Source organism: Paraburkholderia terrae, from assembly GCF_002902925.1.
GTDB lineage: Bacteria > Pseudomonadota > Gammaproteobacteria > Burkholderiales > Burkholderiaceae > Paraburkholderia > Paraburkholderia terrae.
On the sequence record NZ_CP026112.1, the window covers coordinates 2,190,049 to 2,216,476 of the forward strand.

The 26,428-nt window shown below is 63.1% G+C and carries 19 protein-coding genes; 16 read left to right on the forward strand and 3 right to left on the reverse strand.

Features of this window, described 5'->3' with window-relative positions:
- Positions 1 to 124: 124 nt before the first annotated feature.
- From C2L65_RS26085 to C2L65_RS26115, 7 genes are all read left to right on the forward strand, one after another.
- Positions 125 to 2,317 carry an oxidoreductase gene (locus C2L65_RS26085; RefSeq protein WP_042306477.1) on the forward strand — a complete coding sequence of 731 codons (2,193 nt, stop codon included), beginning with the start codon at positions 125 to 127 and terminating at the stop codon, positions 2,315 to 2,317.
- A gap of 122 nt (positions 2,318 to 2,439) precedes the next feature.
- A complete protein-coding gene (locus C2L65_RS26090; protein WP_042306478.1) occupies positions 2,440 to 4,602 on the forward strand; it encodes a heterodisulfide reductase-related iron-sulfur binding cluster in 2,163 nt (720 codons plus the stop codon).
- Positions 4,603 to 4,624: 22 nt separating this feature from the next.
- A complete protein-coding gene (locus C2L65_RS26095) occupies positions 4,625 to 6,208 on the forward strand; it encodes a hypothetical protein (protein ID WP_042306479.1) in 1,584 nt (527 codons plus the stop codon).
- A complete protein-coding gene (locus tag C2L65_RS26100; RefSeq protein ID WP_042306480.1) occupies positions 6,205 to 7,005 on the forward strand; it encodes an electron transfer flavoprotein subunit beta/FixA family protein in 801 nt (266 codons plus the stop codon). Before C2L65_RS26095 ends, C2L65_RS26100 begins: the two co-directional genes overlap by 4 nt.
- Complete coding sequence (locus C2L65_RS26105) at positions 7,005 to 7,964, forward strand: electron transfer flavoprotein subunit alpha/FixB family protein (RefSeq protein WP_042306481.1); 960 nt, start codon at positions 7,005 to 7,007, stop codon at positions 7,962 to 7,964. Before C2L65_RS26100 ends, C2L65_RS26105 begins: the two co-directional genes overlap by 1 nt.
- Before the next feature lie 190 nt (positions 7,965 to 8,154).
- Positions 8,155 to 8,802 carry a two-component system response regulator NarL gene (gene narL / locus C2L65_RS26110; protein ID WP_042306482.1) on the forward strand — a complete coding sequence of 216 codons (648 nt, stop codon included), beginning with the start codon at positions 8,155 to 8,157 and terminating at the stop codon, positions 8,800 to 8,802.
- Positions 8,803 to 9,056: 254 nt separating this feature from the next.
- On the forward strand, positions 9,057 to 11,102 hold the full coding sequence (locus C2L65_RS26115) for a sigma-54-dependent Fis family transcriptional regulator (protein ID WP_052426856.1): 2,046 nt from the start codon (positions 9,057 to 9,059) through the stop codon (positions 11,100 to 11,102).
- A gap of 16 nt (positions 11,103 to 11,118) precedes the next feature.
- On the opposite strand, the gene gph is transcribed toward C2L65_RS26115, so the two are convergent.
- Genes gph through C2L65_RS26130 form a run of 3 tightly spaced genes read right to left on the reverse strand, consistent with a single transcriptional unit; the run spans position 11,119 to position 13,934 of the window.
- Positions 11,119 to 11,886, reverse strand: coding sequence for a phosphoglycolate phosphatase (gene gph / locus C2L65_RS26120; RefSeq protein WP_042306483.1), 768 nt, complete (start codon positions 11,884 to 11,886; stop codon positions 11,119 to 11,121).
- 47 nt (positions 11,887 to 11,933) lie between these two features.
- Positions 11,934 to 12,806, reverse strand: a complete 873-nt coding sequence (locus C2L65_RS26125; protein WP_042306484.1) for a phosphoribulokinase — start codon at positions 12,804 to 12,806, stop codon at positions 11,934 to 11,936.
- Positions 12,807 to 12,851: 45 nt separating this feature from the next.
- Entirely contained in the window at positions 12,852 to 13,934 is a 1,083-nt protein-coding gene (locus C2L65_RS26130) for a class 1 fructose-bisphosphatase (protein ID WP_042306485.1), read from the reverse strand.
- A gap of 192 nt (positions 13,935 to 14,126) precedes the next feature.
- On the opposite strand from C2L65_RS26130, the gene C2L65_RS26135 reads away from it, so the two are divergent.
- The 9 genes from C2L65_RS26135 to C2L65_RS26175 all read left to right on the forward strand — a co-directional run bounded on the left by C2L65_RS26135 (position 14,127) and on the right by C2L65_RS26175 (position 26,425).
- Positions 14,127 to 15,098, forward strand: a complete 972-nt coding sequence (locus C2L65_RS26135) for a LysR substrate-binding domain-containing protein (protein WP_042306486.1) — start codon at positions 14,127 to 14,129, stop codon at positions 15,096 to 15,098.
- A 205-nt stretch (positions 15,099 to 15,303) separates the two neighbouring features.
- Positions 15,304 to 16,311 carry a beta-ribofuranosylaminobenzene 5'-phosphate synthase family protein gene (locus C2L65_RS26140; RefSeq protein ID WP_042306549.1) on the forward strand — a complete coding sequence of 336 codons (1,008 nt, stop codon included), beginning with the start codon at positions 15,304 to 15,306 and terminating at the stop codon, positions 16,309 to 16,311.
- Positions 16,312 to 16,333: 22 nt separating this feature from the next.
- Positions 16,334 to 17,254 (forward strand): NAD(P)-dependent methylenetetrahydromethanopterin dehydrogenase, encoded by a 921-nt coding sequence (locus C2L65_RS26145; RefSeq protein WP_042306487.1) that lies wholly within the window; start codon positions 16,334 to 16,336, stop codon positions 17,252 to 17,254.
- A gap of 7 nt (positions 17,255 to 17,261) precedes the next feature.
- A complete protein-coding gene (locus C2L65_RS26150; RefSeq protein WP_042306488.1) occupies positions 17,262 to 18,455 on the forward strand; it encodes an ATP-grasp domain-containing protein in 1,194 nt (397 codons plus the stop codon).
- A complete protein-coding gene (mch, locus tag C2L65_RS26155) occupies positions 18,430 to 19,470 on the forward strand; it encodes a methenyltetrahydromethanopterin cyclohydrolase (protein ID WP_042306489.1) in 1,041 nt (346 codons plus the stop codon). The genes C2L65_RS26150 and mch overlap by 26 nt, the downstream gene beginning before the upstream one ends.
- A gap of 1 nt (position 19,471) precedes the next feature.
- Complete coding sequence (locus C2L65_RS26160; protein WP_042306490.1) at positions 19,472 to 20,425, forward strand: ATP-grasp domain-containing protein; 954 nt, start codon at positions 19,472 to 19,474, stop codon at positions 20,423 to 20,425.
- Positions 20,425 to 21,330, forward strand: a complete 906-nt coding sequence (locus tag C2L65_RS26165) for a triphosphoribosyl-dephospho-CoA synthase (protein ID WP_042306491.1) — start codon at positions 20,425 to 20,427, stop codon at positions 21,328 to 21,330. Before C2L65_RS26160 ends, C2L65_RS26165 begins: the two co-directional genes overlap by 1 nt.
- A 506-nt stretch (positions 21,331 to 21,836) precedes the next feature.
- The gene (locus tag C2L65_RS26170; RefSeq protein ID WP_042306492.1) at positions 21,837 to 24,467 is read left to right on the forward strand and encodes a type VI secretion system Vgr family protein; all 2,631 of its coding nucleotides are present in this window, start codon (positions 21,837 to 21,839) and stop codon (positions 24,465 to 24,467) included.
- A 2-nt stretch (positions 24,468 to 24,469) separates the two neighbouring features.
- Positions 24,470 to 26,425: a phospholipase D-like domain-containing protein gene (locus C2L65_RS26175; RefSeq protein WP_042306493.1), complete on the forward strand. Its 1,956-nt coding sequence runs from the start codon at positions 24,470 to 24,472 to the stop codon at positions 26,423 to 26,425.
- Positions 26,426 to 26,428: the final 3 nt, after the last annotated feature.

The window sequence follows — 26,428 nt, forward strand, 5'->3', positions numbered from 1 at the left end:
CGAAGCACGGCGCTCCGCCACCCAACGAGAAAGACAGAGGCAGCGAAGTACAACAACTGTCCAGGGCACCCAATTGGGGCCTCGCCTTTGTCTCATGTAGTCCAAGTTAAAGGAGACACTATCCATGCCCCGCGATCCCCGTCATGACGTGCTGTTCGAGCCGATCCAGATTGGCCCCAAGACCCTGCGCAACCGCTTCTATCAGGTTCCGCACTGTATCGGCGCAGGCAGCAACCTGCCGGGCTTTCAGGCGGCGCACCGCTCGATGAAGGCTGAAGGCGGCTGGGCCGCGATGAACACCGAATACTGCTCGATCCACCCGGAGTCGGACGACACGCACCGTCTGTCGGCGCGCATCTGGGACGAAGGCGACGTGCGCAATCTGCGCGCGATGACGGAAGAGGTTCACAAATACGGCGCGCTGGCGGGCATCGAGATGTGGTACGGCGGCGCGCACGCCCCCTGCATGGAAAGCCGCGCGACGCCGCGCGGTCCGAGCCAGTACGCGTCCGAGTTCGAGACACTCACGTACTGCAAGGAGATGGATCTCGACGACATCCGCGACGTTCAGCAGTTCTACGTCGATGCGGCGCTGCGCGCCCGCGATGCCGGCTTCGATATCGTCTATGTGTACGGCGCGCACTCGTACCTGCCCCTGCAATTCCTTTCGCCGTACTACAACAAGCGCACCGACGGCTACGGCGGCTCGCTCGAAAACCGCGCGCGCTTCTGGCTCGAAACGCTGGAAAAAGTGCGCCGCGCAGTGGGCAGCGACTGCGCGATTGCGACGCGCTTCGCGGTCGACTCGCTGTACGGCAGCGGCGGCATCGAAGTCGAGAAGGACGGCATGAAGTTCGTCGAGATGGCCGATTCGCTCGTGGACCTGTGGGACGTCGACGTGGGCGACATCGCCGAATGGGGCGAAGACGCCGGCCCGTCGCGCTTCAATTTGCAGGGCCACCAGATTCCGTGGACACGCTTTATCAAGGAGGTTTCGAAGAAACCCGTGCTCGGCGTCGGCCGTTTCACCGACCCTGAAAAGATGACGGAGATCGTCACCAAGGGCATCGCCGACATCATCGGCGCGGCCCGTCCTTCGATTGCCGATCCGTTCCTGCCGAAGAAAGTCGACGAAGGCCGCATCGACGATATCCGCGTCTGCATTGGCTGCAATGTGTGCATCTCGCGCTGGGAAATCGGCGGCCCGCCGATGATCTGCACGCAGAACGCGACGGCCGGCGAAGAGTACCGCCGCGGCTGGCATCCGGAAAAATTCGCCGAGTGCGGTTCGAACGATTCCGTCCTCGTGGTCGGCGCGGGCCCGTCCGGCTCCGAATGCGCGCGCGTGCTGATGCAACGCGGCTACACGGTTCACCTCGTCGATCAGGCCGACAAGATCGGCGGCCATCTGAACAGCGTGGTCACGTTGCCGGGACTTGGCGAATGGGGTTATCACCGCGACTACCGCGAGACGCAGATCAACAAGCTCCTGAAGAAGAACCGCCACAGCCAGCTTGCGCTGGGTCAGAAGCCGCTCACAGCCGACGACGTGCTCGATTACGGCGCCGAGAAGGTCGTGATCGCAACGGGCTCGCATTGGGTGGGCGACGGCACCAACTGCCTCACGCACGACCCGATTCCGGGCGCCGATGCGTCGCAGCCCGACCAGCTGACGCCGGAACAGGTGATCGCCGGCAAGAAGCCGATCGGCAAGCGCGTCGTGATCCTGAATGCCGACACGTACTTCATGGCACCGAGTCTTGCCGAAAAGCTCGCCGCAGCTGGTCACGAAGTGACGATCGTCAGTGGCGTGCATCTCGCGAACTACATGCACTTCACGCTCGAATATCCGAACATGATGCGCCGCCTGCATGAACTGGGCGTGCATGAACTCGGCGATCACTTCGCGACCCGCATCGAGCCAGGCCGCATCCAGATCTACAACATCTGGGGCGATGGTTCCCGCCGCACCTACAAGGGCGCGGGCCAACTGCCGCGTGACGAGAACAAGACCCACCGCTGGCTCGAATTCGATTCGCTCGTGCTCGTAACGGGCCGCCGCTCCAACGACGGGCTGTATCGCGAACTGAAGCAACGCCAGGGCGAATGGGACGGCAAGGGTATCAAGGCCGTGTACCTGATCGGCGATGCCGAAGCGCCGCGCCTGATTGCCGACGCAACCTTCACGGGCCACCGCGTCGCACGCGAAATCGAAGAGAAGAACGCCCAGATCCCGCTGCCGTACAAGCGTGAAGTGGCCGTCTGGGGCACGCCGCACAAACCCGGCGGCACCTTCGAGATCGTCTACAAGAAGTAAGCGGCTGCACACGGCAGTCTGAACGCCACGCGCATCGCGCTGCGCGGGTCATCCGGATCGGGTGGCCCGCACGGCGAGTGCCTTGGCGCAGGATCCCCTTTACTCTTTCAACGGACGAACCCATGTCGAGCGCAGCGACTTTCGACCCCGTCAACGTCACCCGGATCCTCTTCGAGGGCTTCCCCACGTTCGCGATCGTGCTGTTCTATCTGGCCGGCGTCGCCGCCATGGCCGCATTCGCATGGGGCGTCTATATCCAGGTGCGCAAGTACCGGCGCGGCAAACCCGTAGCCGGCCCGATCGATCTGCGCGCACGTGTCGGCGCGATGGTGCAGGTCGTGCTCAATCACCGCACAATCGCGCGCCGCGACCCGGCGGCCGGCCGCGCGCACCGCTTCATTTTCTACGGCTTCGCGGTCCTGTTTGCCGGCACGGCCACCGTCACGGTCGACTACGACATCACGGCGCGCTTTCTCGGCTTTCACTTCTGGAACGGCAACTTCTATCTGTTTTTCAAGCTGGCGATGAACCTCGCCGGCCTGTCGCTGGTTGGCGGTCTGATCTACATGATGGTGCGGCGCGGCTGGATCAAGCCGCCGAAACTCAATTACGCGCGCCCCGACCGGCAGCCCGGTGATCCCGACTATGACCGCAGCGGATATCGCCGCGAAGACTGGGCGTTCCTGTGGTCGCTCGTGCTGATCGGCATCACGGGCTTCGTGCTGAGCGCATTGCGGCTGGTGTGGCTGCAGGACCGCGCCATCGTGTGGGAGACGCGCTGGTGGTCGCCCGTCGCAGCTTTGCTCGCCGAAATCATGCACGGCGCAGGACTCAGCGCTTCGGCCGCCTATGTGCTGCGCACGGGCCTGTGGTGGTTCCACGGCGCGCTCGCGCTGACGTTCATCGCGCTGATTCCGTACACGAAGGTCAAGCACATTTTCACCGCAAGTGGCTCGCTTCTGATGCGCGATCCTCTCGCTGCGCAGCGCCTGCCGAAAGTCGAACCGGACGCCGAGCGCGCCGGCTACAAGACCATCACCGACTTCACGTGGAAGCATCTGCTCAATCTCGATGCCTGCACCAAATGCGGCCGCTGTCATGAAGCCTGCCCCGCCCGCGCAGTGGGCGCGCCGTTGTCGCCGCGCGACGTGATCCTGTCGCTGCGCGAATTCGCCAACGATGCGCTGGAGAAAAACACCCTGCCTGAAGAAGTAAAGCTCGACGTGCATGGCAAGGACATCGGCCAGGTGTTCATGGAAACGATCTGGTCGTGCCGGACCTGCATGGCCTGCGTCGAGATCTGCCCCGTTGCCGTCGAGCACGTGCCCATCATCGTGCAACTGCGCCGCAAGCTGGTTGAAGACGGTGAAATGGAGCCGCAGGTGCAAAAGACGCTGCAGGCGATCCACAAGAACGGCAACTCGTTCAACGAATCGAAGCGCAAGCGCGCCGCGTGGACCAAGACCCTGCCGTTCACGATCAAGGACGCACGCAAGGAACCCGTCGATCTGCTGTGGTTCGTCGGTGACTACGCTTCGTTCGATCCACGCAACCAGCGCGTCACCCAGGCGTTCGCGACGCTGCTGCATGACTCAGGCGTGGATTTCGGCCTGCTGTTCGAAGGCGAATCGAATGCAGGCAACGACGTACGGCGCGTCGGCGAAGAAGGCCTTTATGAATTGCTCGCCGCGCAGAACATCGCGACGCTCGGCACCTCGCAATTCGGACGCATCATCACGACGGACCCGCACTCGTACAACACGATCCGCAACGAGTACCCGGACTTCGGCGGAAATTTCGAAATCGAGCATTACACGAGTGTGGTGGCCCGCATGCTGGCCGAGGGCAAGATGCGCCCGAAGCGCAAGCTCGGCTATCGCGTGACCTTCCATGATCCTTGCCATCTTGGCCGCTTCAACAAGGGTTATGACGCGCCGCGCCAGATCATCGAAGCACTCGGTTGCGAACTGGTCGAAATGGGCCGTTCGCGCGACAACTCGTTCTGCTGTGGCGCAGGCGGCGGACGTATCTGGATGAACGATCCCGTCGGCCAGGAGAAGCCTTCACAGAACCGCATGAAGGAAGCGGCGGCTATCGAAGGGCTGGAGGTATTCGTCGTGTGCTGCCCGAAAGACCTCACGATGTTCGAGGACGCACTCAAGACGAGCGGCTACGAAGGACGCTTCATCGTGCGCGAGCTGATCGAGCTGATTGCAGAGAGTCTGACGGAAGTCGACGGCAATGCCCCGCCTGCGGACGATGTCCGCGTGACGGCCGACGTCTGATGCGTGCCGCGCGATAACCGCCATGACGACCTTTCCCCGCCCTGCCGAAGCAGAACCCTGCGCCGCGAACGCGGCGCGCGAGGGTGCGCGGCTGCGTCGCCACTGGCGGGAACTGGTGCGGCTCGCGCTCGACGCCTCCGATGTATTCACGTCCGCGATGCTTTACCCGCACGCGGCAAGCGCGGATCGCAAGCGGCTCGAAGCCCGCATGTTCGGCTCGCGCAGCGACCGGCTTGCGCTCGCGGCGTTCCCACACGCGCCTTCCGTGGCGCTCGCGCGGCTTGCCACGCTCGCCGCAACGGATGCAGATGTCACGCTCGCGACGCGCCTTGCCCGCAACGCCGCGACGCCTGCCGAGGCACTGCAAACGCTCGCCGCCGCGTTCGTCATGAATCGCGCCGAGGGCGAAGCCGACTATCGACGTACCGTGCAACGCGTCGCGCAACTGATCGCGCGGCATCCGCTGGCGCCGCCCGCGCTGCTCGCGACGCTCGCCGCGAGCGCCGACAGCATCGAGACCTTGCGCTCGTTGTGCGAGAACGTGGGCGTGCAGACTGATCTGCTCGCGCAACTGGCCGGTCGGGGCATTGAACCGCTGCAACGGCTGCTCGCCATTCACTTCGCGACGGATGCGCACACGCTGCATCAGCTGTGGCGGAGTACGCGCGAAAGCGCAGTGCGCGCTCAGGTACTGCGCCACGCCGCGTGCCCGCACGAGCTGTTGCGCAGCATCCCCGCGTCCAGTCCCGAGCGGCGCAGTCTCGCGTTGAACGTGCGGACCACGGGCGAAATTCTGACTGCGCTTGCGCGCGACGACGACCCCGCCGTGCGGCGCGCCGCCGCCACCAATCCCGCCACGCCCGCAGGCGCGCTCGTTCTGCTGTGCTTCGATGCCGACACGCTGGTCCGCCGTGCCGTCGCCGTGCGTGACGACCTGCCGCTCAAGGTCGTGGATTGGCTTGCCGAAGACGGCGACGTGTGGGTGCGCAGCGGTCTCGCACGCAATCGCGCATGCCCGCGTATCTGGCTCGACCGGCTCGCGCGTGATCGCGAAGCGGATGTGCGCCGCTCGGTGACGCGTCACGCCTTGTGCCCGCCGCCGCTGCTCTCGCTGCTCGCGAACGACGAGATCGCGTGGGTACGCGCCGGCGTCGCGCTGCGCAACGAGCTTCCGGGTGCCGTGCTGCACCGGCTGATACAGGACACCGATATCGACGTGCTGGCGGGCGTTGCACGCCATCGCGGCACGCCACAGGCGACGCTCTCGCGTCTTGCCGAACATGCGTCGCCCGATGTGCGGCGGGCTGTCATCCTGAATCGTCATACGCATCGGCGTGTGTTGCTGCCGTTGCGCGACGAATCGTATCCGCTGCACCGCGTGCTCGTGTTCATGCATCCCAGCCTGACCGACGCGGACCGCTGGCGCATGCGCTTCGAACCTGACACGGAGGCCCGCGCGCGCATGTTCGGCCATCTCGCCGGCTCACTTGCCGCAGCACTCGATCGCCAGCGTCAGCACAGCGCGCCCGCTGACGCAGCCGACACACCTGACACACCTGACACACGCACACATCAACTGACCACATCAGTGGAGGAGGCAGGATGAAGATACTCGTCACCATCAAGCAAGTCGCGTCACTCGATGAAGATTTCGAGCTGCGCGACGACGACCGCGATGTCGAAGCAGACTTTCATGTTTTCGACCTCAACGAATGGGATCACTACGCGCTCGAAGAAGCACTGCGTCTGAAGGAGAGCGGCAATAGCGACGCCATCGAGGTCGTAGTCGTCACCGTCGGTCCCGACCGGGCCGACGAAGAACTGCGCAAGTGTCTGGCCAAGGGCGCGGATCGCGCGATCCGCGTCTGGAGCGACGAACTGGAAGAAGCGGACCCGATCGGCATTGCCCGCGCGCTTGCTGCGCTTGCGCGCCGCGAAGCACCCGACATGATCTTCGCCGGCGTGCAGGCCTCCGACCACGCCTATGGCGCTACGGGCATGGCGCTCGCCGGCCTGCTCGACTGGCCGCACGCGGCTGTCGTGGCGGGTCTGGAGTACACGCCCGGCGCGGGCACGGCGAGCGCGCGGCGCGAGCTCGAAGGCGGTGCGTACGCGAATGTCACCGTGCAATGTCCCGCCGTCCTGACGCTGCAACTCGGTATCAATACGCCGCGCTACGCGTCGCTGCGCGGCATCAAACAGGCGGCGTCGCGGCCGATCGAAACCATTGCGCCGGACGCGCTCGGCTTGCCCGCCGACGAAACAGGCAAGCAAGGCTCGCTCTCGCGCATCAGGCGCGTGTATGTGCCCGAACTCGGCCGCGCGCAGATGATCGAGGGCACGCCAGCCGAACAGGCCGCCCGCCTCGCGGGCATCATCAAGGAATTTCGGGGGGAAGCGTAATGAGCGGCATTCTGGTCATTGCTGAACATCGTCAGGGGCAATTGCGCCCTGTGAGCGTCGAAGTGATCGGCGCAGCCGTCGCTGCGCGAGAAGCGGGCGGCGAACGCGTGACGGTCGCAGTGCTGGGCGCTACGCCCGCCACGTTCGTCGACGCGCTCAAGCTCGCGGGTGTCGACGAGATCGTCACCGTGCAGACCGCGAACGATGCGTTCGACCCTGATACCTATCAGGCTGTTGCGCACGCACTGATCGAAGCACGCAAGCCGTCGCTCGTGCTGCTGCCCCATACAATCGATACGCTGGGTTACGCCGCGCCCCTCGCGGTCAAAGGGAACTACGGCTTCACCACCGACGCCTTCGGACTGGCGCGCGATGGCGAAAGCTGGATCGCCACGCGCTCCGGCTATGGGCAAAAGGTCAACATGGAGATCGAGTTTCCTGGCCGCGCCACGGTAGTCGTGACCATCCGGCCGGGCGCCTTCAAGGCTCCCGACAGCGCGGCGACGCCCGAAGTCAGCCAGTTCGACGCACCCGCCGTCACGCCACGCAGCCAGCACATTTCGTTCGAAGAGCCCGTCGCGAGCAGCGACGTGGATATTGCCGGCGCGGAATTCATCACGTCGATTGGCCGTGGCATTGGCGAAGAAACCCATGTCGAACAGTTCCGCGAGCTGGCGAGTTCACTGGGCGCGACGCTCGGCTGCTCGCGTCCCATCGCCGACTCCGGCTGGCTGCCCAAGGCTCATCAGGTCGGCCAGTCCGGCAAGACGGCGGCGAACTGCAAGCTCTACCTCGCGCTGGGCATCTCCGGCTCCGTGCAGCACATGGCGGGCATGAAACACGTCGAGAACATCATCGCCGTCAACACCGACCCGGAGGCGTCGATCTTCTCGATTGCGAAGTACGGCATCGTGGGTGACATCTTCGATATTGCAGAAGAACTGCGCGGACACTTCTAGGCCCGCACTATGGAAAACCCGGAATGTGCCTGCATTCCGGGTACATAATTATTTTTCAATTGGTTTAAGTTGTTAAACTCAAGCTCGCAACAAACTGGCAACAAAAACAATAAGCCACCGCTCGCACGTTCAAGACATCGCACTGCGCCACACCGCGCAGTTTATGCAGCCATGAGCCCAGGAAGAGCAGATGGTCCCTCACACAGTACTTCTCATCGACGACCACGCGTTGTTTCGCAAGGGCGTCGCGCAACTGATCCAGATGAACCCGGCGTTCGAGGTCGCGGGCGAAGCGACTTCGGGCCACGATGGCATCGAGATGGCCGTCCGGCTCAAGCCGGACGTGGTCCTGATCGACCTGAACATGCCGCGCATGAACGGTATCGAAACGCTGGAGGGCATGCGCGAAGCGGGCGTGGACGCGCGTTTCATCATGCTGACGGTGTCCGACAATGAGCGCGACGTGGTGGCCGCGTTGCGCGCGGGCGCGCACGGCTATCTGTTGAAGGACATGGACCCCGAAGACCTGTGCATATCGCTGCAAAAGGCGCTCAAGGGTACGGCCGTCCTCAGCGAGTCCGTCACGGGCAGTCTCGTTCATGCGCTCTCGGGCGGCCAGCGTATTCCCGCGGCGCAGAACGATCTGACGGCACGCGAGGTCGAAGTGTTCGACCATCTGGTGGCTGGCCTGTGCAACAAGGCCATCGCGCGCAAGCTCGATATCAGCGTGGGGACCGTGAAGGTTCACGTCAAGCACGTATTGCGCAAGCTCGATCTTCACTCGCGTCTTGAAGCCGTCCTGTGGCAGCAGGAGCACGGCTCGCGTTCGCACCACTGATGCAGCGGGGCGCCTTCGCGCCGCCCTGCTTTCCCTTCGTTTGACCGCTTCGGCCGCGTTCGCCACGCACGCGGCAGCGACGTGCTGCGCGTTCGCCTGCCATGTCGCGGCCCCACTCTCGTTTACCTCTACTCCCCGGGAGGTAGTCCATCAAGGCTGATTGTCACGCCGAATTGGATTGCCAATAATGGGCTTCAATGTGGCGAGCATGTCCGCATGCATGACCGCCCTCGTTTTTCCCGGAGATGTCCACCATGTCGTCATGCCAGCCGCTCGCGGAAAAGGGTCACCAGGTCGAAGCCATCATGCGCGAGCGTGTTCGTGACGGATTCGCTCCGAGCGCGCCCGTGGTCCGCTCATGGACGCGTTGCATCGAAGACTATGGACTCGATCCTGACGTGTGCGTGGCGCCACCCGTGATGACGAGCGCGGAACTTGCGCTGCGCCGCGAGCAGAGCGCCGAACTGATCGACTGCGCGAAGCTCGAAATGGCGACGCTCTATCAGCAACTCGGCGATCCCGAACTCGCCGTCGTGATGACGGACGCGGATGGCGTCATCCTGCATCTCGCGTCGTCGCCCGAATTCGCAGGCGAAGTCGAAGACTGGGGATTGTGCGCGGGCGCCATATGGAACGAGCGGGAAGCCGGCACCAACGGCATGGGCACCTGTCTCGCCGAAGGCAAAAGCATCGCCGTGCGCCAGCACGAACACTTCTACCGGCGCTACACCACGCTGACTTGCGCGGCCGCGCCCGTATTCGACGAACGTGGCACGATCGCTGGCGTGCTCGACGTCACGAGCCGCTCACCGCTATTGCAGCAACATTCGCTGGTGCTGGTCGGCATGTCCCGGCAGATGATCGAAAATCGCTTGCTCGATGCACGTCATACGCAGGCCTACCGGATCCAGTTTCACAGCCGCCCTGAGTTCGTCGGCACGCTGCACGCGGGCAAGCTCACGGTCGATGAAGACGGCACGATACTCGGCGCGAATCGCAGCGCACTCGTGCAACTGGGTTTCGTGACGCTCGATGAGATCGCAGGCCAATCCGTTACCGAAATCTTCAATGCATCGCTGAATGAGATCGTGGCGCGCAGTACACGCAGTTCGTTTTATCCCGTCGCGATCTATCGCACGCATGGGTCGAGCCGCTTTTTTGTCGTCGCGCAGGAACCACGAGATCGCGCCGCAAGCGACACGATCTCACCGGCGCCTGCCACCGCTTCGTTCGATGACACGGCGCCCGATCAACCCGCGACGCCCGCACCCGCCCGACGGCCAACGCGTATCACCCGGCCTACAGGCGCATCGCGTGTCGAATTCGGCGACGCGCAGATTGCCAGCCAGTTCGATCTTGGCGCACGCGTGATAGATCGCGGCATTTCCGTGCTGGTTCACGGCGAGACGGGCAGCGGCAAGGAAGTGTTCGCCAATGCGCTGCATGCGGCCAGCGAGCGCAACAGTGGTCCGTTTGTCGCCGTCAACTGTGCTTCGTTGCCGGAACATCTGATCGAGAGCGAACTGTTCGGCTACCGGGCCGGCGCCTTCACGGGCGCGCAACGCGAAGGGCGACGCGGCAAGATCCTGCAAGCCGATGGCGGCATGCTCTTTCTCGACGAGATCGGCGACATGCCGCTCGCGTTGCAGGCGCGCCTGTTGCGGGTGCTGGAAGAACGCGAGGTCACGCCACTCGGTTCCGAAACCGTCGTCAAGGTAGACTTTCAGCTCGTGAGTGCGAGCCACCGTGATCTGGCGGAACTGGTTGAAAGCGGTCAGTTTCGCGAGGATCTGTACTACCGCCTGAACGGCGTGATGCTCGAACTGCCTCCGCTGCGCGCGCGCAAGGACAAGCTTGCGTTGATCCGCCATCTGCTCGAAAAAGAGAACACCCCTGCCCTGCGGATTTCAGCCGACGTGCGTCAGATTCTGCTCGATAGCGACTGGCCCGGGAATATCCGCCAGCTTCGCAACGTGCTGCGCACGGCGGTCGCTCTTTGCGATGGCGATGAACTCACCACCGCCCATCTGCCCGCCTGGCTCGTGCAGAGGGAAAAGAACCTGAATCGCCAGCCAGCTGCAAGTACAGCATCCGTGCCGCAAGAAGCCGATGATGACACCGACGCAGAAGGCGAAACAAACCTCGCCGCGCCGCTCAATGCAATCTTGCAGGCCGAACGCGAAGCCCTGCTCGCGCTGCTGGACAAGCATCGCTGGAACGTGAGCCAGGTGGCGATCGCGCTCGGCATCACGCGCAATACGCTGTACCGCAAAATGAGGCGCGTACACATCAAGACGTGACGCGCCTGTCTTTCACTCAATTCAGCTGGCTTGCAGGCATCTCCTGCCCGGCGATGCCGTGATCAATACGCGTTGAGCCGTGCCATTTGCGCGGCCCGCCTATCAGCTCAGTCAACTCGGCGATCGTGTCGATCACGCGCATGCACGGCAATTCGCTTACCGGGTGGTCGCTGCTGTATCCATAGCTGACACACACCATCGGCATGCCTGCCGCCTGCGCCGCGAGCGCATCCGTCACGCAATCGCCGACAAAGAGCGTATGCGCCGGATCGACACCCAACGCCTCGCAGGCATGCAGAAGCGGATCGGGATCGGGCTTGTGCGGCAAGCGCGCATCCCCGTCGACGATCATGTCGAACCATGCGTGCAAGCCAAAGCGCCACATCAGCGGCTCGACGAAGCGCGACTCCTTGTTGGTGACCACGCCGAGCTTGAGGCCCATGCCGCGCAAGCTGTCGAGCGTCGATTCGATGCCGGGATACGGTTGCGTCAGTTGATCTTCATGGCGGCAGAGCTGGTGGTAGCACGTCTCGTAGCGGCGCAGAACGAGATCGAGCGTCGAAGCGCGCGCCTCCACACCCAACAGCGTCAACGCGCGGTCGATCAGTATCGCGGAGCCGCCGCCAATCAAGGTCTGCGCAACGCCGGGCGCGAGCAAGGGAAAACCGTTTTCGGTCAGCGCCCGGTTGAGCGCATTGCCGATGTCCGGCGAGGTATGCAACAGCGTGCCGTCGAGATCGAACAGCACGGCATCGATCGGCAGATTGCGCGGCATGACTTGCATGAGTGTGTCTCCTGTTGACAGCTAGGGTGTACTTTCCGGCAGAGCGTTCAGGCCGCCCGCTTCTGGCGGTCGATCATCTGCAGGATCATGGGCGTGAAGATCAGTTGCATCGCGAGCCCCATCTTGCCGCCCGGCACGACGATGACATTGGGCCGGCTCATGAAGGAGTCGTGCAGCATCGTCAGCAGATAGGGAAAGTCGATTCCCTTCGGGTTGGTAAAGCGGATGACGACAAAACTCTCGTCGGCGCTCGGAATGTCGCGGGCGGTAAAGGGGTTTGACGTGTCCACCGTCGGCACGCGCTGAAAGTTGACATGCGTACGGCTGAACTGAGGACAGATATGGTGAGCGTAGTCCGGCATCCGGCGCAAGATCGTGTCCATCACGGCTTCCTGCGAATAGCCGCGCAGTGTCTTGTCCCGATGCAGCTTCTGAATCCATTCGAGGTTGATGATGGGGACGACGCCCACGAGCAGATCGGCGTGTTGCGCCACATCGATGCCGCGGCCGACGAAACCGCCGTGCAGTCCCTCGTAGAAAAGCAGATCGGTAGGCGGCTCGATGTCCGTCCACGGCCCGAACATGCCGGGTTCGAGATCGTATTCCGCCGCTTCCGCCTCGTCGTGCAGATACTTGCGCACCCGCCCTTTCCCCGTTGCCGCGTACTCGCAAAACAACGCCGCGAGTTCCTCCAGCAGGTTCGCTTCCGGGCCGAAGTGACTGAACTGGCGGCGGGTTTCCTCCGCCTCTTTCATCGCGACGCGCATCGCGGCACGGTCAAAGCGATGGAACGCATCGCCTTCGACAATCTGCGCATTGAGCTTCTCGCGCCGGAAGATGTGCTGAAAGCTGTTCATCACGGTCGTCGTCCCTGCCCCGCTCGAACCCGTTACCGCGACAATCGGATGTTTGATCGACATGCTCTCACTCCATCTTGCAGTGCTTCGCGCATGAACCCGCACGCGCTACACGCGCGCCTCGGGACGAAACAACGAGCGCTCGTTGAAGAGCGGCGACGTGAACGGCGCGTCCTCGCCTCGCTCGTGCTCGCGGTGGTAGCGCTCGATCCGCTCGACTTCGCGCTGCGTGCCGAGAAACATCGGCATACAGCCATGCGTATCGGCCGCGACGTCGAGCACCCGCACGCGCCCGGTGCTGGCGCATCCCCCCGCCTGCTCGACGAGCCACGCCAGCGCCTGCGCCTGATACAGCAGCGGCTGACGCGAGGCGCGCGGCGCGCAGCGACTTGCGCGCGGATAAAGACACAGGCCGCCGCGCAACAGCGTGCGATGCGTATCGGCGACCAGCGACGCAATCCAGCGCGTGTCGATGTCGCGCTGGCGTACGCCCGCGCTGCCGTCCCTGCACTCGCTCACATAGCGCTGCACGGGCGGCTCCCAGAAGCGCTCGTTGCCGCCGTTGATCGCCAGCTCGACCCCGTGTTCGGGCATGCGGATCGCCTCGTGCGTCAGCACGAATTCGCCGCGTTCGCGGCACAGCGTGAAGCCATGCGTGCCACGCCCGACCGTGATCACGAGGAGCGTCGCCGGTCCATAGAGCGCGTAGCCGGCTGCAAGCTGCTTCGTGCCTGTGATCACACATCCGCCGTCGGCCGTGCAAGCGCCCGCGTGCCGTATCGAGAAAATGCTGCCGAGCGCCGCGTTCGAATCGGCATTGGCGGCGCCGTCGAGTGGATCGGCGAACAGCACGTACCGGCCCGCCGACGTCGCGCGCACTGACTGCATGAACGGCGAAACCATGCCCGCGATCTCCGCGCTGCGCTCGCACATCGACGTCATCACATCGTTCGCGGCAACGCTCAGCGCGTCGTGAATCGAAGCCGTGGGTCCGTGCAAGACCGTCTGCGCCGCGCCAATCGCGCCCTGCGCAATGCGCGCCGCGATGGCTTCTACCGCCTGCGCGATCGCCTCGATCACGGTGCAGAGTCCGGCGGCGTCAGTGGCATGCAAGCCGCCCGGTGCCGCCGCGCGACGGGAAGCAAGATGGTCGGCGAGGAAACTCGACAGTGTTACTTGTGCAGGGTTCACGGTTGCCTCGTGTCGCGTTGATTGAACGGGAAGCCTGGTGCAATTCGTGCATTCATCGTGACTCCTCGATCGTCGGTTGCTTGCGATGACCACCTGGCAAACACGGTAAGCCAGTGGACCTTCAAGAGAAACTCAGTAATTTTTATTTGCGCTGTAAGCGATGCTTATCTGCTGCGGCATGGAGTCCTGATCATGCTTAACCTGCTCCGCAACCTCACGCTGCGCCAGTTGCAGATCTTCTCGGCGGCATCCCAGTACGAGAACTTCGCCCGGGCCGCCGAAGACCTGCACTTGACGCAGCCTGCCGTCTCGATGCAGATCAAACAGCTCGAAGAGGCCATCGGGCTGCCGCTGTTCGAGCGCATCGGCCGGCGGCTCACGCTCACGGAAGCGGGCGCCACGCTGTCGCACCACGCGAAGCGGATTCTCGGCGACATCAAGGACGCCGAAGATGCGATGCGCTCGCTCTCTTCGGCGGATGGCGGCACCATTTCCATCGGCCTCGTCAGTACCGCCCGCTACTTCATGCCTCGGCAAATCTCGCGCTATGCGGAGCGTTATCCGAAAGTCGATATCCGCTTTTCGATTGGCAACCGCGATGCGCTGTTGCGCCAGTTGCAAGACAACGCGATCGATCTCGCCGTGATGGGACGCCCACCCGCCGAACTCGACGCGCACTGCGAACCGCTCGCCTACAACCCGCACGTGATCGCCGCCTGTACGACGCATCCGTTCGTCGATGCACCGCGCTTCGACTTGCACGAATTGCGCCATGACACCTTCCTGATGCGTGAGCCAGGGTCCGACACGGCAGCCGTCGCGATGGAAATGTTCCAGCAGCATCTGTTCACGCCCGCTCGAAGGCTCGCGCTCGACAGCCATGAAACCGTCAAGCAGGCCGTGGTCGCGGGCATGGGCGTGAGCGTCTTGCCGCTGCACACGCTGCGGCTCGAACTGCTGGCGCGCGAGGTGTCGATCCTGCAGGTGAACGGCACGCCCATCGATCGCGTCTGGCACGTGGTGCATATGAACGCGAAGCAGATGTCGCCGGCCTGCGTCGCATTCCGGCGCTTCCTGATCGAGAAGACGGGCGCGTACCTGGAAGGACAGTTCGCCGACCTCACATCCCGCGCCCACGCCGCGAGTCCCTTCGCGCAGACATGAAGCAAAGTGTCACCGATTCTGCACAAGGTTCGACAGTGCAACTCGCTGCCCGCCTGGCGACCTGCTGGATATTCACGCTGCGTGCGCGCACAGCGCACAGGCGCTTGAAGTCGATAGCCGCGCACATGGCATAACGCTTGCGTTGAAGGCCCCGGAACAATCACCCGTCAAGGGATTGGGGAACGCGCATATGAGCCGACATGCGATGGCTGAATCGACTGCGAAGCACACCAGCATCGTCACCGTGAATGCGCCCGGCCGGCTGCATCTGGGGTTTCTCGATCCGGGTGCGTCGTTGGGGCGACGCTTCGGCAGTCTGGGGCTCGTGATCGGCGGCATCAGCACGACGCTCGATGCACGGCTCTCGGTCGACGACGACGATCACTACACCGCCGAGCCTTCCGCTCGCGATGAACTGCCACGCGTGCGCGCCCACATCGAGACGCTGCGCAACCTGACGGGCAACGATGCGCCCATCGACGTGCGGCTGCGGCGTACGTTGCCCGCGCATGCGGGCCTCGGCTCCGGCACGCAGCTCGCGCTCACTGTCGGGCACGCGTTTGCTCGCCTGCATGGGCTCGACATGAGCGCAACACAACTGGCGCCCGCGCTTGCGCGCGGTGCGCGCTCGGGCGTGGGTATCGCCGGGTTCGAACGCGGCGGCCTGATCGTCGATGGCGGTCCGCGCGGGCCAGGCGTGCTGCCGCCCGTCCTCTCGCGATTCGACTTCCCGTCTTCGTGGCGCGTGATGCTCGTGTTCGACGAATCGCGCACAGGGCTTTCGGGGCCGGCCGAACACCAGGCGCTCGCCGCCTTGCCGCCGTTTCCCCAGGCGCTCGCTGCGCATGCCTGTCACCTGACGTTGATGCAGATACTGCCCGCCGTCGCCGAACGCGAGTTCGCGCCGTTCGCGCAAGGCGTGAGCGCGTTGCAGGACGGCATCGGCCGATACTTCGCCAAGTCGCAAGGCGGTATCTATACGAGCCCCGCAGTCGGGCGCGTACTCGACTGGATCGGCGCGCGCTACTGCGCGGGCGTGGGTCAGAGTTCGTGGGGACCGACGGGCTTCGCCATCATGGAATCGCAGGAAGAAGCCGAACACGCCTTGCGCTCCGCGCGCGAGGCGGCGGCGATCGACCCCGGGCTGCGAGTCGAGATAGTCAGCGGACTCAACTCGGGGGCCACCGTCACCTGGGCGTCGGCCCGGGATTGATCCACCTGTTTGACGAGGAAACATGGAACGCAAACACATTCTCCACATGTTCACGCCCGGCCGGCAGATGAGCCCGTTCGACGTGAACATGGCCGTCGACGCCGGATACCAGGTCGTCGTGCCGTACACCGACGTCGATGCCAGGATGATCGGACCGCTGACCCAGGATGCCATTTTCTCGCGCGGTCCCAAAGGGGTCGCGCATACGGGCATCTTTATCGGCGGACGCGATGTGATGCTGGCCGTGGACATGCTGCGCCTGTCGCGCGAGGCCATGGTGCCGCCGTTCGAAGTCTCCGTGTTCGCCGACCCGAGCGGATCGTTCACGACGGCGGCGGCGCTCGTGGCGAGTGTCGAATGGCAATTGCGCAGCACCTTCGACACGGGACTCGACGGCAAGCGCATTCTCGTCTTTGGCGGAACGGGACCCGTGGGGCTCATCGCCGGCGTGCTCGCCGCGCAGGCAGGCGCGCGCGTCGCGCTGGCCAGCAGCCGCGGGCTCGCTGCCGCGCGGGATGCATGCGAGCGTGCCGGCGCGCGCTTTGGCGCGCAACTCGAAGGCGCCGACGCGAGCAGCGCGGACGCGCTCGACGCGACCTTGAGTGCCGTCGACGTCGTATTCGCCACGGCTGCCGCTGGTGTCGAAGTGATGAGCGCGCAGCAGGTAAACCGCGCGTCCCGCCTGCTCGTGGCCGCCGATGTGAACGCCGTGCCGCCCGCAGGGATCGCAGGCGTCGGCGTGATGGACAACGGCAAGCGCGTCGGTCAGCACGACGCCCTCGGCATCGGCGCGCTCGCGATCGGCAACGTCAAATACGAAGTGCAGCAGCGGCTCTTCATGCAGATGCTCGCCGCGAAAGAGAAGGTCTATCTCGGCTTCGACGACGCGCTCGACATGGCCCGCCGCGTGGTCACCGAGCGCTCGTCGCTCGCCACGGCCTGAGGGCATCATGTCGCCCCCTGTCGTCGTCGTTGCCGCGCTGTGCGCCCGCATGCTGGCCGAATCGGCGCGGCGCGCGGGCTGGCGCGTGATCGTGCTGGATCGGTTCGGCGACACCGACACGCGGCGCGCGTCGGGCATGTGGCATCCCATCGGCGACCCGGCGTCGTTGTCGATCGATCCGCAGCGCACGCGCGAAGCGCTCGACGCCGCAAGTCGAACGCCGAATCTGATTGGCTGGATCGCAGGTGCGGGTTTTGAAGCGCATCGAGATCTGCTCGACGACAGGCGCATCGCACTTGCAATGATCGGCAACGATCGTGAATCGTATGATGCCGTGCGCGACCCGGTGCGTTTCTTCGCGCTGCTGGACGATGCGGGCATTCCTCATCCCGAGATACAGTTGCAAGCGCCCATCGACCCGGCGGGATGGCTTGAAAAGGATGCCAATGGAACGGGCGGCATACATATCCGCCATGCCGCGCAGAGGCATGCAACCGACGCATCGCGCGGTGGCCGGTATTTTCAGCGTCATCAGCCTGGCCGTTCGATGTCGGCGCTTTTCATTGCCGATACGCGCAAGGCCGCGATCATTGGATTCAACGAACAACTGATCGTCCCGCATGGCGGGCAGCCGTTCGTTTATGGCGGCGCGATCGGACCTGTCGACGTTTCAGATGCCGTGCGTCAGCAGATCACTGCTGCCGTGAATGCAATCGTCCAGCGCACGCGGCTCAAGGGGCTCAACAGCCTCGACTTCATTGTCGATGGCGAGCGTTGCTTCGTGCTCGAAGTCAACGCGAGACCGTCGGCCACGATGTCCCTCTATGAGCGCGGCTCCAATCGTTCGCTGCTATCGCTGCATGTGCGCGCATGCGCAGGCGCATCACTCGACGCCGACATGTCGAGCGCCGCCGCGCAGACGGCATCGCTATGCGGGGAGCAGATCGTCTTCTCCGATCGCGACCGCACGGTGTCGCCCGAATTCGTCCAGCGCGCGCTGAATCTCGGCTGGTGCCACGATATCCCCGTCACGGGCAGTTTCATTGCGGCAGGCGCGCCGTTGTGCAGCGTATCGGCTGTCTGTGCGCACGGCACCCAGACGGCCACAGTGCGCGCTGAACTCGCCGCCCGCGCGGCAACCATCGCCTCCATCGACACCACCAGGAAACCTGGCCATGCAGACCTCCTCCTCCCTCGCTGATGTTTCGACATCGGCGGCTGCGTCGTCTTCTACTCTGAGCGTCAACACACTCGTGCGGCCTTTGATCGCCAGTCTGCTGGAAAGGCACGCGGAACTGGGCATCGCGGTTCAGCGCGACGCACACGGCGTCACGATCATCGATGCCGGTATCGACACGCCCGGCAGCGTCGCCGCCGGCATCGCGATCGGCGAAATATGCATGGGCGGCCTGGGCCGGGTGACGCTGCGTGCCGCCGCGTCACGCAACGCGTCGGACGAATGGCCGACCTTCGTCGACATCGCCAGCGCGCAACCCGTGCTCGCCTGCCTCGCCTCGCAGTACGCGGGCTGGAGTCTCGCGGCCAGCAAAGAAGAAACGGGCGGCAAGAAGTTCTTTGCGCTCGGCTCGGGACCGGCGCGCGCGCTCGCCTGCAAGGAAGCGCTGTTCGAAGAACTGGCTTATCGCGACGTCGTCGCGACGGGCTGTCTCGTGCTCGAAGTGGACCGCGCACCACCCGCGGTCGTCATCGAGAAGATCCTGCGCGACTGCAAGCTGCAGCCGCGCAATCTCACGCTGATTCTCACGCCGACAGCAAGCCGCGCGGGCACCACGCAAGTGGTCGCGCGCGCGCTCGAAGTCGCGCTGCACAAGGCGCATGAACTGGGTTTCGAGCTCAACGACATTTGCGAAGGTTCCGCCAGCGCGCCGTTGCCGCCACCCGCCGAGGACCCCGTCGAAGCGATGGGCCGCACCAACGATGCCATCCTGTACGGAGGCCGTGTCCATCTCACCGTGACGGGCAATGACGAAGCGGCCCGCGAACTTGCGCGAGCGCTGCCTTCGTCGGCGTCGAAAGACTTTGGCCGCCCGTTTGCAGATGTATTCAAGGAGTACGAATACGATTTCTACAAGATCGATCCCGCACTCTTCGCGCCCGCCGAAGTCTGGGTGAGCAATCTCGCCACGGGGCGCACCTTCCACGCGGGCGCAACGCGTTTCGATCTTCTGCGTCCGCTCTGGCTCGAAGAGGTCTGAGATGACAGGCACCGCGCTCGCCGTCGCGATCATGACGGACGAAACCGGCTGGCATACGTCGCGCCTCAAGCGCGCACTGCGTACACGCGGCGCGACCGGCCGCTGCATCGATCTTGCCGATTGCCGCTTCGACACCACGCACGCACCGCACGGACTCGTGATTCCGGGCTATGGGCGCGGACTGCCCGATGCCGTCATCGTGCGAGGCATCGCGGGGGGAACGTTCGAACAGGTCACCGTGCGGCTCGGCATCCTGCACGCGCTGCGCGAACTCGGCGTGCCCGTCTACAACGACGCGCGCGCGATCGAACGCAGCGTCGACAAATCGATGACCACGTTTCTGCTGCATCGGGCGGGCATTCCGACGCCACCCACCTGGGTCACCGAATCCGCTCCAGTCGCACAACGCGTGTTGATGCGCGAAAGCGCCACAGGTCATGATCTCGTGATAAAGCCGCTATTTGGCTCGCAAGGCAAAGGCATTGCACGGATCGGTGCGAATGGCGAGGGTTGCGAACCGCTGCCTGCACTGAAAGCGTATGGGCAGCTCGCGTATTTGCAGCGTCTGGTGAAGCCCATCAGCACACCCGGCTACGACTGGCGTGTGATGGTGATCGGCGGCAAGGCCGTGACTGCCATGCGCAGGGTCAGCGAGCATTGGGTGCATAACGTCGCGCAAGGCGCGCACTGCCAAGCGGCGGAACTCGACGAACCGCTCGCGACGCTCGCCGAACGCGCCAGCGCCGCGCTCGGACTCGACTATGCAGGCGTCGACCTGATTCCGTGCGACGACAATCCGTACGGCGCGACTGTCATCGAAGTCAATGGCGTCGCGGCGTGGCGCGGGCTGCAAACGGTGACGCCGTTCGATATCGCGGGCTGTATCGTCGACGATCTGTTGAACCGCCGGATGGCGCTTGCGGATCGAGCAAGCCACGTCAAGGAAGTCGCGTGATGCTCGAGGCCCGCCCGCATCTGATCGAAGAAGCGTTCGTGTGGGCGTGCGAGCTCGACGTCGCCTGTGCGAAGCCCGGCAACGTCAGCTTCGGTGCGCCCGGCCACAGGATGACGGCCGATCTCTTCATCGCCAGCGCACAAGCGGCTTGTGCTGCGTTGACGGGTCGCGGTACTTCCGTGGGTGAGCGGATCGAACGCGCGGTGAGTCTGTCGATGAGCGCCGCCGGGTGCAATACCAACCTGGGTATCGTGTTGCTGTGCGCGCCGCTCGCGCACGCGTTCGAAGCGATGCAGTCGATGCACGCCACACCCACCGCGCACGATGCCCGCCTCGCGCTACAAGCTACCCTCTCCCGTCTGGATATCGCCGACGCACGCGCCGCCTATCGCGCGATTGCGCTCGCCAATCCGGGCGGTCTCGGCGACGCGCCCAGCCAGAACGTGGGCACCGAACCGACGGTTGATCTGCTCAGCGCGATGTCGATCGCAAGCGACCGCGACAGCATCGCGCGGCAATACGCGAACGGTTTTGTCGATGTGCTCGGATTTGGGCTCACGCAGTTTCGCGCAGCATTGGACGTTGGCCCCGTCGATCAACCGCGTCTGTTGCAAGCGGTGCTCAGAACCTGGCTTGGCTTTCTATCGCATTGGCCCGACTCGCATATCGCGCGCAAGCGTGGGATCGCGCTTGCGCGGCAGGTCAGCCACGATGCCCGCGTGTGGCATGCTCAGGCCGAGTTGGACCCCGTCGAACTCGCAGCATGGGACAACACGCTGAAACGCGGCGGTATCAATCCGGGCACGACTGCGGATCTCACGGTCGCGACGCTGTTTGCGGCTGGGTGCCTCGATCCGTCATTGCTGCGCGTTTCCTGCACGCCAGGCCCTGCTTACATTTGCTGAAATTTGTCGCATAAGGCCGACAAACATCTGTTCTGTTTGAATTCAACATCCTCATTGTTGGTGGTCACCTCATTCCCCATTCCTGAGGCGGTGTCATGCGGGGAATTCTCACGTTGCTGGCAGTCTGACGGGATCATCTGCGGTGTTCTCGCGGCAAGTATTCGGCTCGTGGCAACTGACGACAAGTGACCTGAAGGTCCAGCAAGGAATCGGGTTTTTTGGGATAGATATCCGTACTACGATGCTGAACGTGGCATGTTCTTCATACATAATCTCGCATATACGCATCGTTAGTATGATTAGTATTCTTGATAATTTTCCCGGTAAAGAGACTGTCACCGCGCGCAAAAGTACGCCGACCTGTACGCACGGCAAAAATCACAGGATGTGATTTTTGCCGTGGCACGTAGCGACGCCGTTCCCGATGGCGGTCAATATTAAATGGTGAAACAGATGGTTAATCTTCATGGCTATCCAGAAGAAGACCTCAAGGGAGACGACAGCCGGTGATTGAATTGAAGACCATAACAGGACGGCAGGCATATCACCTGAACGTCCCCGGCACGGACAGCGCGGCGGCGCTCTCAGTCGTTTCGTTCGAAGCCAGGGAAAAGATGGGCGCACCGACCGAGGTGCGCATCGAGTTAACTCACCCACTACAGCTTGCGCGCGCTGATTACCTGAACCGTGATGCGACGTTTTGCATCGTGGCCGATGACGGCGCTACCCGGAAATTCTCCGGCTTCATCACACGCTTCTCCTCGATCCGCGCCACGAAGGATTTCACGAAGTACGAAGTTGTCTTGAAGTCGCATTTCGCGCGACTGGAGGCGGTGACGCGCAGAAAAATCTTTCAGCACGCCAGTACACCGGACATTATCGCGGCGATCCTGCGCGGCCATGGATTGAGGGACCACCAGTTCCTGTTCCGTCTGCGTGGCCGGTATCGCACGCACCCGTTCCGCATGCAGCACCAGATGAATGATCTGGCCTATGTCCACATGCTGATGGAAAAAGCCGGCATCTATTGCTATATCGTGGAAACGGCATACGGCGACCAGGTTGTATTTGGCGATGACCTTGACCATTACCTCTACGTCGATTCGCAAGTAGTGGTGCCGTACCGCGAGACGGCAGGTCTGGAAGCGGGTGGCGTCGAGGCAGTGACGGCAATCAGGACCCATGCCGTCACCGTGCCGCAGTCGTTCATGGTCGCGGACTACAACCCCGAACAGGCCTGGGAACGCTTTCGCGATACGGCCAACATTGCGCCGCAGGACCCGACGACATATGGCCAGCCGTATATCTACGGCACACATCACCTGGACCAGGACGGCGCGAAGTGGGAAGCGCAGTTACGCCACGAGGCGGCTGTTGCCTGGCAGGTTGTGTACGAGGGCGATACTACCGTGCTAGCGTTGCAGCCGGGACGCGTGCTAACAACGGATATTGTCCTGCCCGATGCGCTGAACGGCCAGGTGATTGTGGAGGTGACACACCGCGGCGCGCGCGACGTGTCCTACACGAACACGTACAAGGCGATTCCCGCGGACCGGCGTTTTCGTCTCAGACTCGAACCCGACAATTGGGCCAAAGTGATTGGCACACTCAGCGCCCGGGTCACAAGCCCGGACAAATACAAATATGCCTACATAACCGCCGACGGCCACTACACGGTCCGTTTTGATGCCGACTTCGAAAAATGGCCCAACGGCGGCGAAAGTGTGCCGCTGCGCCTCGCCAAACCCTTCGCCGGCAAGTTGCAAACCGGGATGCATTTCCCTGCGCTGGACGATGCCGAAGCCGTGATTACATGCCGGGACGGCGACCCGGACAAGCCGGAAATTGTTGCATTCCATCACCATAGCCAGGCGAGCGATTTGGTGATGAGTGACCGGCGCTGGCTCTCGCGCAACATGATCCGCACGCAAGCGAATAACAAGCTTCGCATGGAAGACTGGGCGGGCCAGGAAGGTATCAAGGTCAGCACAGAGCATTCGGGCAAGTCACAACTGAACCTCGGCTACCTCGTCAATAACAAGCTGGAGTACAGGGGCGAAGGCTATGAGCTGAGGTCTTCAGGCTACGGCGTAAGCCGCGCGGGCAAGGGCCTGCATCTGACGACCTACGACCGGCCCGGCGCCACCGGCAAGCAACTCGACATGCGGGAGACCATCGCGCAGCTTGAAAGCGCGTTGGCGACCGCCAAGGCGTTGGCGGCGTGCGCCAGCAGCGCGAAGGCTGAGCCAGCCGACACCGATGCACAGCAGCAGATGAAAGAGGATTTCGACGCCCTGACGAAGCCGGGGTTGCTCATGAGCACTCCCGCGTCGGCGGGGATCGTCGCGGGCGGCAGCGTGCAGCTTTCGGCGCAGAACGACATTTCAGTCGTGGGCGGCAAGAACACCGACTGGAGCGTGCTGAAACGCTTCACGGTCGCGGCAGGCGAAAAGATTTCGCTGTTCGCGCAGAAGTTCGGTATCAAGGCTTTTGCCGCCCACGGTCCAATCGAGATTCAGGCGCAAAGCGACGCCATGTCGCTGCTGGCCGCCCATGATCTGACGATGGCGAGCGTCAATGGCGCGGTGCGAATCAGCGCAAAGAAGGAACTCACGCTCGAATCGGGCGGCGCGTTCATCCAGATCAAAGATGGCAGCGTTACCCTGGGCGGTCCGCTCGACCTTTTCATCAAGACGATTACGGTCCAGAAGAAAAGCGCTGCGTCGCTGAACATGCCGCTGGACTTGAACCACCCGGCGCTTTCCGGCCTGCCAACCACGCCCCTGACGTTGTATACGGGTACCTCGCCCGCGTCGCGGGCTGCGATTCCTGCAAACATGCCCTACAGCCTGTTCGCGGGCAGCACGCTAGTCAAACAGGGTGTATTGGATGAAACCGGGCTGGTCCGGGTGGATCACCATCCCACGACGACGCAGTACACGCTGAAACTTGTCAACGGCGCGAGCTACACGATTCCCGTTGACGAACAGTACCAGGGCAACGCAGATAACGGCGCGCTCGCCAACAACGGTCTTCATTTTCACGAAGGGGCGCCGGACGTCCGTTCCCGCATTGTCGATCGATCTGAACATCGCAGCAGCTACAACGAAATGCTCGATCCCGAGAAGGACGCCTGAACATGGCACAACAACCCATTGTGGTACCCATTGCGCTGTCATGCACCAGAAGCGCGACGATCACCCTGCCGTGGTTCGTGCAGAAAACGGAATACAACCCGGCTCAAGCCACGTTCAAGCCGCTCGTAAATGGGGAGGAAGCCTTTGGAGCGATCTATGACGCGGTGTTAAACGCAAAGAGTTCGGTCGATATCATCTGCTGGGGCTTTCAGCCGTCGATGTATTTCAAACGGGGAAGCCGCGGCGCATCGGTGCCGATCGGGCAATTGCTCGCGCAGCTTGGAGCGGATGGTATCAAGGTTCGTTTGCTGTGCTGGCAGGATGATCTGCACCTCGCGGAGCTGAGCGAGAACGAAGCGCCAGGTAACAACGCTGTCACGTCGATCAAACCGCTGTTGCCTGACTGGTTTGTTTCTTTACCCAAAGTATCGGATTTCATTTCGAAAGACTATCAGGCTGGCTGGGAGCGGGAGTTCGATATCGAATGGTACCGGCGGGCAAACCTGAACAACGTCACCAGCGGCAGGTATCGCGCGGCGAGTGACAGGGTTGTCGATTTCGCGTCCCGCAAGGGTGCGTTCAAAAACGTCGAGTTCGCTACGCGCGATTTCAGCCTGGACAACCGGGATGAGATCGATCACCGGATCAAGCTTCATAACGAGGCGGTTCGCCTGGGGAAAGCGGTGGGGACCGTTGGCAGGGCCGCCATGAAGGTCTTTCCAACTCATCATCAAAAGATGGTGCTTGTCGATTACGAAATCCCCGAGCGTGCGGTTGGCTTTGTGATGGGCCATAACATGCTCGATACGTACTGGGACCGGGACGATCACAGCCATGTTCGCATGCATCCCCAGATGGGCCGCAACGGGTCGCATCCTCGCCAGGATATGTCGAGCCGGGTAAGCGGCCCGGTGCTCGCGTATCTCAACGAGAACTTCTGCCAGGCGTGGGACGAGGCAACGGGCCAGACGCTCACGCAATCGCGTGCCGCTGTCGAGTGCCAGTTGACCTTGCGTCGTGATTTCGACACGCCCGTGATGGCGCAGGTTCTGCGTACGCAATCGCAGCATGACAAGCGCGACATCGCCAGTATGTACCTCCAGGCGGTGAACAACGCCACGAAGTTCATCTACATCGAGAACCAGTATTTCCGCTGGCCTGAACTGGCCGAGAAGATCAGGCAGGCGGCGGCTGCTCAGGTCGGCGCCGGGCGTGACCCGGGCAAGCACGGATCGATTTATCTGTTCGTCGTGACCAACTCGAATGACGAGGGCATTGGACCCGGCACCGTCAATACGTACAACATGCTCAACGCCCTTGGCAAGGCGGACAGCATCCCGACGATCGCGCGACTCGAACAGGACGATGCGTTGCAGGCTCAGCTGACCGCGGCGCGGCGCGATGCAACGGCCGCCAATCTACAGGTGAGCAACGCGTATGGTGTGGACGCCAACGTCAGTGCCATGCAATACCAGGAGGAAACGAGGGCGAGAGTGGCCTCCCTTCAGCAGCAGGTTCAGGACAATCGTGACGAGAAGAAAACACCGATCCTTCCTGTCGAGATTCCGGGACTCAAAGTGCAGGTCTGCACGCTCGTTGCACCGGACTCACCGCCTGGAAAATGGGACTACGTTTATGTGCATGCCAAGCTGATGATCGTCGATGACGTATTCATGACCTTGGGTTCCGCGAATATCAATCTGCGCAGTATGGCGGTGGATAGTGAGCTGAATATCTGCCACGAAAATATGGCGGTCACGCAGCCGTTGCGTAGGCGGTTGTGGAATATACATACAAAGGGGTTCAAGGACGGGGCTTCGGATATGCCGGACGCAGCGTTTAAGGCATGGACATATATCGCTAACCGGAACGCGATAAACCAAAAAAGTGGACTGCCGCCTATCGCCTCACTTATTGGCTTTTCGTACACCTCTGCCAAGCGCAGCACGGACGACTGAGCC